Origin of the sequence: uncultured Fluviicola sp., assembly GCF_902168135.1 — a bacterium.
Taxonomy (GTDB): Bacteria; Bacteroidota; Bacteroidia; order Flavobacteriales_D; family Crocinitomicaceae; genus Fluviicola.
Genome location: NZ_CABHOL010000011.1, coordinates 1 through 18,387, shown reverse-complemented (window position 1 = coordinate 18,387; position 18,387 = coordinate 1). Strand labels below are relative to the sequence as shown.

Below are 18,387 nucleotides of genomic sequence, written 5' to 3'. Positions count from 1 at the left end.
TTCTGAGCTCATATCCGGAATAAAATGTCTGATAATTATCCATACAAAAATGGCCGCGGCGCGCAAATCAATCCGCATAACCGCTTCTTTTCACAAGAAAAAGGAGACGACTTCGATGACATTGATCCTTTGGAAGAACCAGAGTTACGGACAAAGTTTATAGAAGTACATCCCAAATCGATTGTCAATAAGCTGAGCAGTCCGGATGTGGGCATGTACTATTCCCTGAACCCTTACCAGGGTTGCGAGCACGGCTGTACATACTGCTATGCACGTCCCACACATGAGTATTGGGGATACAGTGCAGGAACGGATTTCGAACGGATTATTCTTGTCAAAAAAAATGCCCCGGAATTACTAGAAGAAGCATTGAACAAGAAGTCGTGGAAAGTCCAAACCATTTCCATTTCTGGAAATACAGATTGCTACCAGCCATGTGAAAAGGATTTCGGGATTACGCGCAAGATGCTGGAGATTATGTTGAAATACAGGCATCCGGTTGGGATCATTACCAAAAACGCATTGATTACGCGCGATCTGGACATCCTGGAGGAATTGGCAAAGCTAAACCTGGTTGCAGTCAATATCAGTTTAACCAGTTTGAAAGAAGAGCTGCGCAGGAAACTGGAACCACGAACTGCTACAAGTTATAAAAAACTCGATGCCATTGAAAAACTTTCGCAACACGGTATTCCGGTCAATGTATTAATGGCACCAATTATTCCGGCTTTAAACGACGATGAGATTTTTGCTATTGCAGAAGCCGTAGCAAAACGCGGTGCTCTGAGCATGTACCACCAAATCGTGCGCTTAAACGGGCCGAACGGAGAAATATTCACCGATTGGGTGACGAAAAACTATCCCGACAGGGCAGAAAAAGTGCTGAACCAGCTGCGTGACATGCACGGAGGAAAACTCAGCGACAGTCGTTTCGGGACACGCATGAAAGGTGAAGGAGTTTACGCTCTCAACATCCAGCGGCAAGTACAATTGGCACGAAAAAAATTCCTTCCTTCTGAGCCTTTCCCGCGGCTTCGAACAGACCTGTTTGAAATTCCTGATACCAGCAGACAACTAAAATTGTTTTAAAGTGATTTAAAAACAAAAAAGGAATTTACCGAAGCAAATTCCTTTTTTCATTAGTTGTTCTTAAACAATTAAACGGTAGCATCCAATAAATCGGATGTTTCTGCTTTCTTAGATCCAATTGCTCCTGAACCATATTCTTTGCGAAGGAAATCAGCAACATTATCGCGCACTTTCACCTGTTTCGGTTTGATTGCCGTTAGAAATACAATAAACGGTATCAAAACCCCCAGAAGCAAAACCGACAAGACAAAAAGCATCTGTCCGCCCATCGTTGGAAATCCTTCCATTAAACGAACAAATCCTTTCTTTTCACCGACGATTTGTGCTCCCCCGACTTTACCGTGACCTATTACCAATACCTTAGGTCCTCTGAATTTTACGGTATATTCAGGAAATGCAGCTTCCAATTTAGGCTTTAATTCAGCTAATGTATATGGCTGATCAACAATCACTTTCATAAGTATAAGTTTTTTAGTTTGACGATGCTAAAATAGCATCTTTTTTTAATTGGGTAAAGATAATTTCAATTAGTACCGGAAATGAACAAAATCCTTTCAAAACAGTTACAAAACTTCTAACAATTTTCTATCGGGGCATTCGTAATTCGCAATTTGTAATTCCATATCTTTAGCTCCTATTTCTCAAGCTATGAAACATTCTGCTGCATGCTTTTCTTTTCTCTTACTGCTTATTACTGCAGGTTTTTGTAAAACGGCTAGCGCTCAAACCTCGTTTCCTTATGATACGCGAAGTGACAGCATCTCGATCCGTCATTACAACATCCATCTCGACCTGCGTGATTTCAGTACTTTCATTCTAAAAGGACGAACAGAAATCGGTTTCAAGCCAATAGTCAATAACATTACGGAAATCAAATTGGATTTGATGGGACCAACAGTAGACAGTGTGCATGATGCTAACGGCAACAATCTTACTTTCACTCCCGCCCCGCTGGGATTCAAAGTAAACCTGGGTACAGCTTACAACATCGGTGATTCCACTTCTATTGAAGTCTTTTACCACGGAGTTACAGTTCAGGATCCGACTTTCGGAGGGTTCTACTTTAATTCGGCTTATGCTTACAACGTGGGAGTTTCTCTCGATGACATTCCACATAATTATGGAAAAACCTGGTTTCCCTGCTTTGATAATTTTACCACTCGTTCCACTTATGATCTTTTCGTAACCACACTTCCCGCTCATGAGGCAGCTTGTGGCGGTGTTTACCAATCTACGGTCATTAATCCTGACCTGTCTGAAACCCATCACTGGAAGGTATTTCAAACAATCCCTTCTTACCTGATCTCAGTGGCTGTTTCCAACTATGTTTTTGTAAGTAAAACCTTTACAGATTACCAAAGCAATCCCGTTCCGGTGAAATTGGCCGCACACGCTTCCGACACTGTTCAAATGAAAAACTCATTCCTGAACCTGGAAAATGCATTCGATATTTTCGAGAATAAATTCGGACCATATCAATGGGACCGCGTAGGTTACGTGCTCGTTCCAATGACTGCCGGAGCTATGGAGCATGCTATGAATATTGCTTACCCGGAATTACTTGCAGACGGAAGTCTATCCTATCAATCCGTTATGGCCCATGAATTATCCCATCACTGGTGGGGAAACCTCGTTACCTGCCGTACAGCAGAAGACATGTGGATCAATGAAGGAAGTGCTGCATATTGTGAGTACGTTTTCAAAGAAGGTTTATCCGGCCGGGCGGCATACGAATCACAGGTACGCAGCGAACACAAAGAGCTTCTGCGCACCTGTCACATCGATGATGCGGGTTACTGGCCGCTTTCCGGAGTTCCGCAGCAGCATACTTACGGAAGCACCACCTATCTGAAAGGCGCAGATATCATTCACACACTTCGCGGATACCTGGGGGATTCCCTTTTCTTTAACGGATTAAAGGAATTGCTGGAACAAAATAAGTTCTCCGATATAGATGCCATTGAATACCGCGATGATCTGAGCGCAATCACCGGATTCAACCTCGACAACTTCTTCAAAGACTGGATTTTCCAGGGTGGATGGCCGCATGTTTCCATTGATTCACTAAAAGTAGTTCCGAACGGGACACAACAAGATGTAACTGTTTATCTGAAACAGAAATTGGTAGGAAGAACTAATTACAGTAACGGGATTCCTCTGACATTGACATTGCGTGATGATAATTGGAATACCTATGAAACAACCGTCCACTCATCCGGGATGAACAATGCGGTAACAGTTTCCGTTCCATTTACCCCGACTTTCGGATACCTGAACAGGGATGAATTGATCTCCCACGCAGTTACGGCTACTTACAGCACAATCACCACAACCGGGACCAAAAACTTCGCACACTCCAATTTGCTGATACAGGTGCAAAACGTCAGCGACTCCGCATTTATCCTGGTAGAACACAACTGGGCAGCTCCCGACCCTATCATCCATTGGGAATCCGGGAATTTAATCTCGCCGCAGCGCTATTGGCGCATTGATGGTATTTGGGATGAAAATTTCAGCACCAATGCTACTTTCCGTTTCAATGGTCAGCTTACAGGCAGCAGTGCATACCTCGACCATTTATTAATCACCGGAACTGAAGACAGCCTGATCCTGCTTTATCGCCCGGACCGCTCAACAGATTGGATTGAATTCCCTACTTACACCAAGAATTTCGGGAGTTTAACAGACAAAACCGGCATATTCAATGCTACCGACCTACAGAAAGGAGAATATGCAATCGGAAGAAAAGTGGAAAACCTCTTAGTAAATGACCTGGAAAATGAAGCGAATGTTATACTGTACCCAAATCCGGCTACAAGCGTTGTTTCAGTTGAAAGCAAAGTTGCTGCGGACAGGATCGTCATAAGTGATCAAATGGGAAAACTCATCGACCAGCGCTTAAAACCGGGGACAAAAACGGATTTTACAACTTCATCCTGGAAAAAAGGAAGCTATTGGGTTACCGGATACAACCAGGAAAAACCTGTATTCCGCAAACTATTAGTGGTCCAATAAGTAATTAACACGAAATAGCTATGAGACAAATTATTCTTTGTTTAACACTCTTATCCGGGTTTGCTTTCGGTCAAAAATCCTTAAAGGCTGAAGCTGGCGAAAACATCATTCCCGAAATCAGTGTTCAAACAGATTATGTGGAAAACGGTGTTAAGGGTTTCCGGATTACTACCACTTGTGATTACAATGTACTGCGGAAAAAATATGCTGCTGACAGTTTGCTCGAAAGAGCTTTGATCCACTCAAAATTTGCGTTCAAACTGGGTGTTTTCCAGGATACTGCACAAATAAAACCTGCTTTTGGATACCAAAGAGCTTTCGACAAGAATGATTTAATTGAGATTCGGCAAACTTGCAATCCTGTTTATTCAGACTCAAAACCCGCTCTTATAAGCAATACGGTTTTCATTCCGTACGCCTCACTTAAACTCAAAGAAGGAAAACAAACCCTTTTTGTTTCTGCAGATCTCAGCGGAAAAGACGGATTTAACACAACCTATAAGCAAAATACCCGGTCTGCAGCATTTACATTTATCAAACCACCTACAAAGATCTTTGAATGCACCCTGGATTCACTGATTGTAAAGACTTTGGACAATAACGGTCAGGCCTGGGACCACGAACTATTCGGTACGGATGCCCCGGACCTGGATTTTTCACTCAAAATGGGAGATCTTGAAGTGGGGAATATCCACAAAGGAAACAGTTACACCATTCTATTCCCCGAAAAGCCACGCATTTTCCGCTTTCTGGTCTCTGAAAATGATGAAGTCACCATCTTCCTCACTGATACCGACGATGCCTTTCACGATCCGATTGCCAGCTGGCGTTTTGATACTTCCAATATGAAAGACGGAATAGTTTACGAACAAAAGGACAGCAAGCAAAATATGAAAGCTTTCAGTTTTAAATGTAAAGTTGGAAAAATTGCCGGTCAGAAAGAAGTGGAGTCATCCAAATAAACAGATTGTAATCTAAGCCAAAAGCCACCCGGATCACTCCAAATGGCTTTCATTGAATAAACAATTCCTGGTTAAAACAAGTTCAGAATATCCTGGTTCCGGGATTTGGAAGCAATCGCTTTTGCATCATCACCGGGAGCATAAGCTCCATCTGCCCTGGTTATCTTATGGTTGACATCTGCCCCTTTCTCAATCAGGTATTTTGCATTCTCAAAGTTCCCGGCAATAATAGCTTCATGAAGCGGAATAAATCCGTAATCTTCCGCAATATTTATGTTCGCACCCGCTTCAACCAAACAACGGATTGTTTCCATTTTCCCGGCACGAACACCGGTATGCATTGCCGTAAATCCATCCGAATCCTGATAGTCCAGTTCTTCTTTTAAGCGCGAAGAAGTCTTTAACTTATCCACGAGCATCTTTGTAATTTCCGGTGAAACCTCCGCAGCATCACGTAAAACCTTTTGCATGGACCCATTTTTGGCCTGAGTAAGATCAATTCCATTGTCGATTAGAATCTTCGCTATTTTAACGTGTTCCATGTACTCTCCATCAAATGCAGGAATTCTCGGTCCTTTTTTATGTAAACTGTTGACACACATCATTAGAGCATTAAATCCGTTTGACTCGACTGCATTCACGTCAGCACCGTGTTTCAACAAGAGTTTCACCATTTCGGCTGTGGTGTCCAGTCCTCTGTCATTTCGTGCAACATCAATTAAAATAGATGCGGAATCGTCCGGATCTATTAACTCCACATCTCCTCCGTTTTGCAGGTATTTTTCTACGATTGAAAATTTTCCGTCCAACGCAGCTTCACGGATCTCAGCCGCAGTGAAGTCTGTTTTATCGGTATCCAAAAGCGGCAAGATTTCTTTCCTGGATTTCGCTCTGGCAATATCCAAGGCAGTTGTTCCCTCCGGAAACCCTGATTTTTCAGTTGTTGACGCTGCTTGAAGATTTATCTTTTTCTTCCGGAGCATTTTGAATATCTCCAATTCATCACCGCTTTCAACCAAATGATGCAAAGCAGTCCAACCGGCATGATCTGTAAGGTTTATATCCGGTACAAACTCTTTTTTTAAGAATAATTTTGCCCCATCCTCCCTGCCGGATCCTGCAATGTTATGAAGTGCAGTTTCTCCGTTCTTATTTGAAACCAGCACATCTTTTGTTTCTGCCAGAATCGGCTTTATAAGGCGCGGCTCACCGATTGCACAGGCCAGCATTAATGCCGTATTTCCCTCATCGTCCTGGTCGTTCAGATCAGCTCCTTTTTTAATTGCTTCAAGAGCAATATCAATTCCGTCGTAATAATTCAATTGTCCGGAAGGTCCCCAGCTTTGTTCAGCACAATAGCGTTGACTGGAAAGCGCAAACGGACGTCTTTCCTTATTCACATGATAGGTGAACAATCCATTGTGCACTTTATACTGAACGTAATTCTCATCAATATGCCCCTCGGAACCCCAGTTCACTATCCGGTTTTCCAGTATCACTTTCAATGTATTCAATAGCGGCTTCTCTCCCGCAAGCAATTCCTTTTTATCTGGTTTCATCGGTTTTTTTTATACTATCAAAGATAATTTTCTTTCTATCAAAGTACCGCTTAAGGTTATATGAATTGATAAGCGTCAGGTAAAAATTGGCAACCGCATCTCCGGGTTAAGCATGAAACGAAAAACCGCCTGCTTCGAAAAGAAACAGACGGTTTTTGTATTGTGATCATTCAAACTCCTAAAAAAACATTTTGAATTTTGATCCCGATAACTATCGGGACTATTGTAGTTTATTCACGTGTCCGATAAATTCCTCGCTTTTGCTTTTCAATCCGTCTTTCACGTAAATCTTCCAGGTGTAAGTTCCGTCTTTTACGAACTCTCCGTTATAGGTACCGTCCCACCCGAATTCCGGATCAAGTGATTCGAAGATCAATTCCCCCCAGCGGTTAAAGATCATCAGGTTGTACTCATCGATCTGACGGTCTTTGGAGAAAACAGGTTTAAACTGGTTATTGAACTCGTCTCCGTCCGGAGTAAAGGTGTTCGGAACCCAAACAAGGAAATCGCCATAGAATTTAATCGGCTTGCAAATACTGTCCGCACAACCGTATTCTGAAGCTACCGCTAAACAAACATTAACAATCTGGTCGGGATCAACTCCGTAGAATGTATGGTCCGGATTCTCCAAAGCAGATGTTCCGAAAGAATTTCCGAAAGTCCAGTCGAATGTAACCGCACCATAAGATGTACTTGTAAATTGAACCTGATTATTCAACTCTGTAGGCATCTGCGGAGAATAAATAAAGTCTGCAACAGGGTTGTCGTAAACACATACGGCAGAAACAAAAGTACCGCTCACCGGACAGCCATCCGTGGTCGTTCCCGTGAAAGTTACATCGTAGCATCCCGGATCTCCGAAGGTTGCATTAAAGCTTCCGCAACCATTGAATATTTGTCCGTCAGAGAAAGTCCATGTACAATTCTGAAGGTTGGTAATCGAAAGATCATTTGAGAATGTAATGTCCAACGGAATACATCCCTGTTGAGCTGAAGTCACAAACTGAGCTGCAGGAACTGCATAGAAGTTAACCTGTACATTCGTATCAACCGTTACACAAACATCCGAAACGCTGACATTGTATAGAGTAGCGGTTGTAGGACTAACAGTAATCTGGCTTAAAGTATCATTCACCGAAGTACTCCATTGATAAGAATAAGTTGGGGCGCCATCTGTTACATTCACAGCCAGAACGATAGTACTTCCTGCACAAATCGAAGAATCACCTGTTACAGTAAATGCAAGTACCGGAAGCATTGTCAAATCAACAGAATCAGGAGCAGCCGTGGTACATCCATTCTGGTCTGCTACGGAAACAGTGTAGGTTTCAGGAGTGTTTTGGATCACATCCTGTGTCTGTCCCACAAACCCGTTACTCCAGGTATATGTATAAGGTGCGGTTCCTCCGAACGCAATTGCATACAATGGAATAGTATCACCGGTACACATCAAGCTATCCATAGAAGAGAATAATTGAACAGGAAGTGGTTGTTCAACAGAAACCGAACTAGTTGCAATACAACCTGCAGCATTTGTTGCCTGTACCTGGTAAGCCTGAGCACACAAAGATCCCTGCGTATTGGCAGGGCCGAATGTTGCACCGTTATCAAAGCTGTATGAAACTGCTCCCGGAGCAAAGATCGTTGCAGTACCGTCACAGAATGTATTACATGTAGCACTTGTACTTCCAACAGAATCAATTACAAATTCTGCCGGATCCGTAATAACATAAGTCGTGTCGAAAGAACAGTTGTTAGCATCTGTAATTTCAAGCGTATAGTTTCCGGAACACAAGTTCGGATTGGTATTTGAAGCCCCCGCTACTCCATTCCAGAGATAAGTATAATTCAATGTTCCACCTGTTGCCACTGCAATTGCAGAACCATCGCAGGATGCATAACAAGTCGGATCCGTCAGGTTTAGTGTTGCTGTTAACAAAGCCGGCTCAGTGAGTATTTCCGTTCCTGTTGCCTGGCAGTTGTTATCGTCGCGAACCACAATATTGTAAGTTCCGGCATCAAGAATTTGTGCATTAGCAACTACCCCGAAAGTCGTTCCGCCGTCGTAGGAGTACTCGAAAGGTCCTGTACCTCCCTGCACTGTTACCGAAATTGCTCCCGATTGGTTTTGAAAACAAGTCAGGTTCGTAGCTACTGATGTGAACACCAAAGTGTCCGGTTGATCAATCACTACATTTAATGTGTCTCTACACGCATTTACATCTGCAATGATTACATCATAAGCTCCTGCACACAAGCCGTTGAAAATGTTGCTTGCCTGTGAAACCCCGTTGATCTCAAAAGACAATGCTCCTGTTCCTCCTACTGCGTCAACAGTTGCTGAAGCGTCACAAATACTGTAACAAGTAGGTTCGGTTACGTAAACTCCTGAAATAACAGGCGAAGCCATATTCACAATTGTGACAATAGAATCAACACTGCAGCCATTCGCATCCTCGGCAACCAATGGGTAATCATTAGCCGCTAATCCTGTAAAGACATTGTTAGTAGTGAAGTTTACCCCGTTATCGATACTGTAATTATACGGCATCGTTCCTCCTGACAAGCTCATATCGATTTCTCCGTTTGAGTCTTCACAAGTCGAAGGTGTTAAAGTAACTGTTAAACTTACTCCGGCAGGAGATCCGATAACGGTGCTCACAGTGTCAGAACAAGCATTGAAATCCCTTATAATCAGATCGTGGTTTCCTGCGCATAGGTTGTTGAACAAACCATTTACGTTAAAGATTACTCCACCGTCAACACTGAACATATAGTCCAAAGTCCCTCCGCTTCCTGATCCGGTAATTGTACCGTCACAAGCATTATTACACAATACATCTGTAGGAACTGCAGCAGCAACCAGCAAAGCCGGCTCTATCAAAGTAATCGTTGTATCCTGAAGACATCCCTGCTGATCAACTACCACCACATTATAAGTCTGTGCAGCTAAATCGATGAATGAACTTGAAGCAGAGAAGTTTGCTCCACTATCGATAGAATACTGGAAGCCTCCATTTCCACCCGTCGCACCCAATTGGATAAATCCACTGTTATTTTGGAAACATGTAAGGTCTATTTTGTTATTTGTAATCTCTATCGGAAGTGTTTGAGTGATGGTTTCCGAACCGGTTTCCATACACCCGTTTACATCTGTAATTGCCAGTCCATACGTTCCAACAGGAAGACCACCGAATGTGGTTCCCGGAACGAAGTTCGATCCGCCATCAACACTGTATTGGTAAGCACCCGTTCCACCGGCAGCATTTGTAAATTCAATCGCTCCCGTAGAATCACCATAACAAGCAACATTTGTTACAACCGGATCAAATGTCAAAGGATCCGGTTGAGTTAAGGTAAATGGCAATGTGAAAACGCAGTTCCCGGCATCAGTAATCACCACAACATGCGATCCTTCTCCCAAACTTGGGAAAAATCCGGAAGATTGAGTTATCCCCGACATATCCAGCTCGTAGTTGATTGGTCCGGCACCATTCACGTTTGTAACCTCAACTGTTCCGTCAAAAGAGCCGTAACAAAGCGGATCGGTTTGTGTAATCAGGATACCATCCATTTCCACATCATTTACACCGAAAAACTCCTGTGCCTGACATCCGAGATCATCCGTTACAACGATATCGTATGCCCCTGCATAAATATTGGAGAAAGTACCGTTGGTCTGCGCCGGACCTCCGTTCGCGGAATAAGTGAATCCTGGGTTCGGACCACTTGCTGTAACAATCAATTCACCGTTATTAAATCCGCAATTGGATTCGATCATATCTACCAGGTCAATTTGAATTGCAGGCGGATCAACCAATATGGGGTTCACTTCCAGTGTACAACCATTTGCATCTGTAATAACTACATCCTGAGTACCGCTGCACACATTTAAAAGAATATTCGATGCTTGGGGCGTTCCACCGTTCAGGCTGTAATTATAAGCAGGAACACCTCCTGAAGGAGTTACCGTAATCGAACCGTCACAGCTTCCGTTACAAACCGGATCAACTGTTGTAAACGTCGCTGAAAGCGGTGCCGGTTGAGTAATGTTAACGGTTGAGTTCACCAAACAGCCTTCGGAGTCGCGCACAACGATCTCCACCGTTCCCGCACAAAGATTCGTGATCGGGTTGGCAGGCGTAAATGTTAAACCGTTGTCATGCGAATAATCATAAGGAGCTGTACCACCGGAAGCATTAATTTGAATTTGTCCGTTACAAAGCGCGTTACAAGTGGCATTTGTAATTGTGGTGGTGTAAGTCAATTGAGCCGGCTGAACGATTGTAAGCGGAACTGTCGCGGTACAACCGTTTGCATCGGTGACAGTTACCGTATAACTTCCTGCCTGCAGGTTATTAAACACGTTAGAAGCCTGGTTTGTAGGTCCTCCAGGAGCTAGTGAAAAAGTATACGCAGCAGTTCCTCCTGTTACACCAATAACAGCAGAACCATTAAATCCACCGAAACAACTTACCGGCTGCTGGCTTATAATAGAAGCTGTAGGTGAAACGGTAGAAGCGATAGTAACCGAAAGGTTTCTCGTACAGCCATTCGCATCGGTTACGATCACGTTGTATGTTCCGGCACCAAGCCCGTTAAATGTTCCGGAAGCCTGCGTTACTGCACCGACAGTAAACTGATACCCCGGAGTACCTCCTGAGGCGCTTACCGTTAATGAACCGTTATTCACTCCGCAAGAAGACGGAACCGTTGAAACAAGGGTTAGATTAAGTACGGGAGGTTCTGTAATCGTTGCATTCACATCAACAAAACAACCGTTTGCGTCAGTAACACGAACAACATATGCCCCATCGCATAAAGCACTGTAGTTATTTGGCGCCTGGTTCGGCGCTCCGTTTAAACTGTACTGATATCCCGGAGTTCCTCCTGATGCATTTACGGCAATCGCGCCATTACAAGTATTATTGCAGGTTGCGTTTGTAACAGCAACTGTTGCTGAAACAGCTATTGGAGCAGTTATAGTAACATTTCCGGTTGCTGTACAGCTATTTGCATCTGTCATGGTAACCGAATAATTCCCTGCACATAATGCTGAAATATTTTGAGTCGTTGCCCCATTACTCCATGCAAACGTGTAAGCAGGTGAAGTTGTCGTTGTAATGTTCAAAGCCACACTCCCGTTACAAGGCGTAGCACAAGATAAATTTGTACCCGTCAAAGCGATTACCGGGTTTGGATTTACAACAACTGCCAGTAAAAAAGTATCCCTACATCCTCCGGGTGTGGTATAGATTACCTGGTAATTACCTGAGTGAGTTAAAGCAGCACTCGCAATTGTAGGATTAGCTGCCGTAGAAGTATATCCGTTCGGACCTGTCCAGGCAAAAGTTCCACCTGGTGTAGAAACAACCGTTGTGAAGTTAATAGCGTTTCCAACACAAACCGGTGTGTTTACTGTAGCAGTAATATCCGTTACCGTATAATTGATAAATGTATTCGGCACCGTTCCGACTTGTCCGGTTCCACCATTGGTTGCACCATTCTCAACAAACTCTGTCAAAGAACTGGATAATGTCATACCACTTGTTCCACCTGCAATAATCTGAGTCGGAGCTCCTGAAGTAATTGCAATATATCCACCGCCGCCGCCGCCGCCCGGACCTTCACTTTCACTTCCAAGAGGTCCCTGATCACCTCCTTTTCCACCCGTAACATCCAACGTTAGGGAATTGGCAACCGCACCTTTGATGATAATTGTTCCACCACCACCACCACCGGCTGGCGCATCATTCGCAGAACCATTATTAGTCGAGATTTGATTCACTGCTGCACCACCCTGTGCACGGATACTTCCGGAGCCGGCAATGTTCGGAGCAATGATATAAATAATTCCTCCTCCGCTTCCACCCGGAGCATTTGAACCGTTATTTGAATCACCGGCACCTCCTCCTCCTCCGAAGAAGATGCGTGTTTGCGGATCGATTACCAAAGGTCTACCTCCCAATCCTCCATTCGGATCGCGGTAGTCACCACCCCAGTTTGCATTACTCGGAGCAGTTGTTAATGCATTTTGATTACTGGAACCGTAAGAATATCCGCCACGTCCACCTCCAGATGAAGTTGTGAGTACATTCCCATTTGCTATAACATATGGATCCAGTGCCCACGCTGCTGCTCCCGGACAGGCAGTACACATAATACCCTGTCCGTTCCATGGAGTTCCGTTTAGTCCGTTGGCTCCACCGCCTCCTCCGGCATTGTGGCCGTTTCCACCACCACCACCGTTAGCCGGTGCACCGCGGTTATAAGCTCCGCCAACGTATTCCGCACCAAATCCGGCAATACTTTCTCCTTTTTCACCACCGTCATTTGAACTTGCAGAAATGTAAGAAGCTACAAAGTTCGCTCCCGTACCGCTTGTGTTCTGTTCTGTTGCGCCTGGTCTGAATCCGAAAGAAGTCGCCTGAATCGTACCATTTACAGTAACAGTGCCTAAACAATGGATTGCTACCACACCTCCTTTTCTGAATCCTCCCCCGTCTTGCCATAGAATAGGTACAATCGAAGCCCCTGCATTAACAGTAAGTGTGGTATAGGAAGGAACTTTAATCAATTGTACACGACCGGTAGCCGTGTAATTATTGGTTAACGGATTCTGGAGGTTTACCGTGTTTCCTGATGCTGAGGTCACATAATTAAACTCATAAAGTCCGGAGTTATTATATGCAGTAATATCTCCATAAGCATCCGAATTGGTAGTACTAATGGATGCCCCCTGTGCCTGGTAAATCATGACCATATCGCCACATTCCCAGTTACAGTTATTTCCCCCGGAATTATTGACAGTAACAGAAGTTGCTCCTGCTGCTGCATTATTAGTAACCGGGCTATAACAGTTCACTACAGTATTGAGAGCAGAAATGGTAACTGCTCCACTCTTTCCAGGCTGGCCGAATGAGAAAAATGCGGACAGAGAGAGAACGACAGAGAGTGCAAAACGGATATATCCCATATCCAGATTTGCGGAGAGAATTTTCGTTTTCATCGCAGCGTATTAGTTATTTGAATGACGTTATTATGGTTGAAATTGAATGGTATCATGAATATTTGTGGGTTACGATCTTTCAATTTGTTGTTATTGTCGAACATTAAATGTTAAGATTCCAATTTTTTGTTGCAAAATTCGATAATTTAATTGAATTAACTAACTAGTTGTAATTGTTTGTAGTGATGTAACATTCTGAAAATCAGATACATAATATAAATATGTGATATATCAATTAAAAAAAGCTATGTTTGCATTGGTATTTTAACATTCCTAGCACTTATTTTACAATTTTCTTCACAAAAGTAATCAATTAAATTCATTTAATTAACAATTAGGATTTCAATGTTAAGTTAAGTTGATCTGTTTGATTCAATAACCCATACTGTTTATAATTAGTTGACATAAATTATCTTCAAATCATTATTCAAAAAGCAAATAAATACTTGAATACCAAAAAAAACCGGTGTGCAAATCTACTACCAAACCCGATAACTAAATCGATTAAACGAATAAAAATTTAACAGTAAGATTCCAATAATTTAAAACACAGGTAATTAGCTATAAGTTTAGTTGTTAATTTTGATCAATTATTTACAGAAATACTTCCCCCAACTGTTTGTAAATAAAAGTATTCGTTGTATCTTTGCACCCGTTTTCGATGGAAAGCACCCGTAAGTTTCGTTTGCGGTTTATTATTAATTTCTTTCAGGTAATACGAAACGACCTGGAATACAAGTAGAAAAAGCCAAATGGCAAAACAAATTAGCGCGCAGGGATCTGCGGATTTTGATTGGGACGCATTAGCGTTAGACGGGTACACATTAGCAAAACGTTCAGAGCTTTCTGATGTTTACGAAAAGACCCTTACTTCAATTAACGAGAAAGAAGTAATTGAAGGTACTGTTATTGCAGTTTCCAAAAAAGAAGTAATCATCAATGTTGGTTACAAATCTGAAGGGGTTGTTCCTGCTTCAGAATTTCGTTACAACCCGGAGTTAAAGGCTGGTGACAAAGTAGATGTATTTGTTGAGTGTCAGGAAGACAAAAGTGGTCAGTTGATCATTTCTCACCGTACAGCTCGTATGCACAAAGCGTGGATCCGCGTAAACGAAGTATTGCGTTCAGGTGAAGTAATCACAGGATACGTGAAATGTCGTACCAAAGGAGGTCTTATTGTTGACGTATTCGGAATCGAAGCATTCTTGCCAGGTTCTCAAATCGACGTTAAGCCTATCCGTGACTACGATGTATATGTTGGTAAGAACATGGAATTCAAAGTTGTTAAGATTAACCAGGAGTTCAGAAACGTAGTTGTTTCTCACAAAGCGTTGATCGAAGCAGAATTGGAAGAACAAAAGAAACAAATCATCTCTGGCCTGGAGAAAGGACAAGTATTGGAAGGAACTGTGAAAAACATTACTTCTTACGGTGTATTCATCGACCTGGGTGGTGTAGACGGATTGATTCACATTACAGATCTTTCCTGGGGACGTGTTAACCACCCGGAGGAAATCGTTGAATTAGACCAAAAATTGAACGTTGTAATCTTAGACTTCGATGATGATAAGAAACGTATCGCTTTAGGTTTAAAACAATTACAACCACATCCATGGGATGCTTTAGATGCTAACTTAGCTGTTGGTGATAAAGTTTCAGGTAAGGTTGTTGTTTTAGCTGACTACGGTGCATTCGTTGAGATCGCTGCAGGAGTTGAAGGTTTGATCCACGTTTCTGAAATGAGCTGGTCTCAGCATTTACGTTCTGCTCAGGACTTCATGCAGGTTGGTGATACAGTTGAGGCTGTTATCCTGACTTTAGACCGTGAAGAGCGTAAAATGTCTTTGGGTATTAAGCAATTGATGCCGGATCCATGGTCTGCAATCGAAGCTAAATATGCTGTTGGAACTAAGCACCAGGCTAAAGTTCGTAACTTCACTAACTTCGGTGTATTCGTAGAATTGGAAGAAGGTGTTGACGGATTAATCCACATTTCTGACCTTTCTTGGCAGAAGAAAATCAAGCACCCATCTGAATTCTGTAAGGTAGGTGACGAGATGGAAGTAGTAGTATTGGAAATCGATCGTGAAAACCGTCGTATTTCTTTAGGACACAAACAATTGGAAGAGAATCCATGGGATGTGTTTGAAACTATCTTCGGAGAAGGTTCTGTTCACCAGGGTACTATTATCGAAACAAAAGATAAAGCTGGTATCGTAGCACTTCCTTATGGAGTTGAAGGAATTTGTCCTTCCAAGCATTTACGTAAAGAAGACGGAAGCAACGCTAAAGTTGAAGAAACTCTTGACTTTAAAGTAATTGAATTCAACAAGGAGTCTAAGAAAATCGTAGTTTCTCACACACGTACGTTCGAAGACGGAACTGATGAGAAAACATCCAAGCCAGCAGCAGGTGGTAAAAAAGGAGCGGCCGGAGCTGGTTCTTCTACATCACAAGCTGTTAAAGCAAACAACCAAAGCAATGAGAAATCAACTTTGGGTGATTTGGATGCTTTAGCTGCATTGAAAGAGAAAATGGAAGGAAACGAGTAATCGGAACCTTTTATTAAATAATGAATCCCCCCGGCTGTGCCGGGGGGATTTTTTTGCATATAAACAACATGTAGTGGCGCGATTAATCGCGCCACTACATGTTTAAACGCGTATTTTTCTCAAACCACAATCCCTTGCTCCTATTGACTTTCAGAAAATTTCCGGAAATTATTTTTCATTTTTATAGTACTTTGTATTGCATAGTACTAAATTATACATATATTTGTGCCATAAATAGTACTTGTTATGAATGTAGAAAATACTCAGGCCCAAATGCGGAAAGGAATCCTGGAATTCTGTATTCTAAGCATCCTGAATAATCACGAAGCTTATCCTTCTGAAATTCTGGATCAGCTGAAGCAAGCCAAGTTAATTGTTGTGGAAGGGACGCTTTACCCACTTTTAACTCGCTTGAAGAATATCGAACTTCTTACTTACCGCTGGGAAGAATCCACTTCCGGTCCTCCCAGAAAATATTACTCCATCACAGAAGGAGGAAAAAACACACTGGAAGCTTTACAAATTACATGGAATGAACTCCATCACGCTGTAGAAACATTAACTGCTAAAAAGAACTGATCATGAAAAAAACACTCTCAATACATTTAGGCCGTCAACTATTCGTTATAGAAGAAGATGCATACGACCGTTTACAAGCTTACCTGAAAAAACTGGAAGCTTCATTGGCAAATGAATCCGGAATCACGGAAATCGTGGAAGACATCGAAATGCGCTTTGCCGAATTGCTAACCCAATACCTGGGTGAAACACGCCAGGTTGTTACCATAGGCGATATTGAAAAAGCAATATCATCGCTGGGTGAACCGGAAGAAATTACAGAAGAAACCGAACAGCCGAAACAGCAGGCACAGGCAAATTACGATTCAAGTGGTCAGAAACGCATGTATCGTGACTTAGATAACGGTATGCTTGGAGGACTTTGTTCCGGGTTTGGTGCCTATCTGGGAATAGATCCGGTATTTATCCGTATCATTTTTGTGATCTTTTTATTCATGGGATTCGGTTTCTTGCTTTACATTATCCTATGGGTCATCATCCCAAGTGCAAAAACTCCTTCCGAGCGCTTGCAAATGAAAGGTAAACCGGTCAATATCGATACTTTAAAAGAAGAATTTGAAAAGACAGCCGGTCGATTGAAGGAAGACACCATTAATGCAACCAACAAATTCAAAAGTAACAACAAGCATCTGACAAGCCAGGCTGCAAATGTATTGCGGTTCATTGGAAAAGTCTTCGGGGTATTCCTGATAGCAGGCGCACTGATCTGGTTGATTATCTTTTCATTGGTTGTAAGCGGAATCATCGATGTAGTTCCCATGACAGGCGACCAGAATTTTGCCTCTCTTTACGAATTCCTGCAATTAGTTTCTCCGGTAAATAAATCGTTTTCACTGATATGGATGGGAATTCTACTCGTAGGATTTGCAAGCCCGCTGCTATCTATTGCATTAGGCGTCAGATTACTGATCGGCAAAGTAAACAAGTACTACAAATTGAATTTCATCCTGCTTCCAACTGTCATTTTTGTCGGAATAATCCTCGGGATTTTAGGATCTATTAATTCGGCAAGGGATTACGAAGTGTATTCAGAAGTGGAAAACCAACACCTTACAATGAACCTGGAGGAACTACAATTGAAAGAACTTCCGATAATCGTTAACAATAGAAGAATTGTGAGTACGGGAGGAATAGACTTTATTTCTGTTCAGAACAATCAAATCATGGAACATGGTGTTCATGTGAGATACAAAGAGTCGAACGACAGTTTATTTCACGTTTCCCAGGTTTTCAGCGCTCATGGAATCGACAGAACGGCTGCACAAAAGAGAAGCATGCATGTCAAGCACCAACTGCATGTGGAAGGAAATAAATTAATGATCGATCCTTATTACTCATTCCCCCTTAGTGATGGCTTGAGAAACCAGGAAATTGAAGTCATTATCGAAGTTCCTAAAGGAAAAAAGTTCTTCATCAATGACATGGAAGTAAAAGTTGATGATAAAGAATACGTAGGCGTTATGTATGCTGATGAGGAATTTGAGGCATATGAAAACTAAACAGGTTCAATTGTTCAAAAGTTGAATGGTTTAAATCCTTTTTTGAACTTGTAGCAAGAATCAAAACCAACCCAACATAAGTAAAGTAAGCAAAGTAGGCGGTATCCGGGTAAAACCGAATAC

General features: G+C 42.4%; 9 protein-coding genes. 6 read left to right on the top strand and 3 right to left on the bottom strand.

All coding sequences use genetic code 11. The features are described from left to right. Positions 1 to 24 precede the first annotated feature (24 nt). On the top strand, positions 25 to 1,089 hold the full coding sequence (locus QZT69_RS02210) for a PA0069 family radical SAM protein (RefSeq protein WP_294670100.1): 1,065 nt from the start codon (positions 25 to 27) through the stop codon (positions 1,087 to 1,089). Positions 1,090 to 1,157: 68 nt separating this feature from the next. Here QZT69_RS02210 and QZT69_RS02205 read toward each other — a convergent pair whose 3' ends face one another. Further along, positions 1,158 to 1,547, bottom strand: a complete 390-nt coding sequence (locus tag QZT69_RS02205; protein WP_294670098.1) for a hypothetical protein — start codon at positions 1,545 to 1,547, stop codon at positions 1,158 to 1,160. 190 nt (positions 1,548 to 1,737) lie between these two features. Here QZT69_RS02205 and QZT69_RS02200 point away from each other — a divergent pair, with 190 nt between their 5' ends. Both QZT69_RS02200 and QZT69_RS02195 read left to right on the top strand, forming a co-directional pair. Next, positions 1,738 to 4,104 carry a M1 family aminopeptidase gene (locus tag QZT69_RS02200; RefSeq protein ID WP_294670096.1) on the top strand — a complete coding sequence of 789 codons (2,367 nt, stop codon included), beginning with the start codon at positions 1,738 to 1,740 and terminating at the stop codon, positions 4,102 to 4,104. Positions 4,105 to 4,124: 20 nt separating this feature from the next. Further along, entirely contained in the window at positions 4,125 to 5,066 is a 942-nt protein-coding gene (locus QZT69_RS02195; protein ID WP_294670093.1) for a hypothetical protein, read from the top strand. Between the two features lie 71 nt (positions 5,067 to 5,137). On the opposite strand, the gene QZT69_RS02190 is transcribed toward QZT69_RS02195, so the two are convergent. Together QZT69_RS02190 and QZT69_RS02185 are read right to left on the bottom strand one after the other, a co-directional pair. Next, positions 5,138 to 6,625, bottom strand: a complete 1,488-nt coding sequence (locus QZT69_RS02190; RefSeq protein WP_294670091.1) for an ankyrin repeat domain-containing protein — start codon at positions 6,623 to 6,625, stop codon at positions 5,138 to 5,140. 220 nt (positions 6,626 to 6,845) lie between these two features. Continuing rightward, a complete protein-coding gene (locus QZT69_RS02185; RefSeq protein WP_294670090.1) occupies positions 6,846 to 13,634 on the bottom strand; it encodes a gliding motility-associated C-terminal domain-containing protein in 6,789 nt (2,262 codons plus the stop codon). Between the two features lie 752 nt (positions 13,635 to 14,386). Between QZT69_RS02185 and rpsA the strand changes: the two genes are divergently transcribed. From rpsA to QZT69_RS02170, 3 genes are all read left to right on the top strand, one after another. Continuing rightward, on the top strand, positions 14,387 to 16,186 hold the full coding sequence (gene rpsA, locus QZT69_RS02180; RefSeq protein ID WP_294670089.1) for a 30S ribosomal protein S1: 1,800 nt from the start codon (positions 14,387 to 14,389) through the stop codon (positions 16,184 to 16,186). Between the two features lie 246 nt (positions 16,187 to 16,432). Then, positions 16,433 to 16,765, top strand: coding sequence for a PadR family transcriptional regulator (locus QZT69_RS02175; protein WP_294670087.1), 333 nt, complete (start codon positions 16,433 to 16,435; stop codon positions 16,763 to 16,765). A gap of 2 nt (positions 16,766 to 16,767) precedes the next feature. Continuing rightward, complete coding sequence (locus tag QZT69_RS02170; protein ID WP_294670086.1) at positions 16,768 to 18,264, top strand: PspC domain-containing protein; 1,497 nt, start codon at positions 16,768 to 16,770, stop codon at positions 18,262 to 18,264. Positions 18,265 to 18,387: the final 123 nt, after the last annotated feature.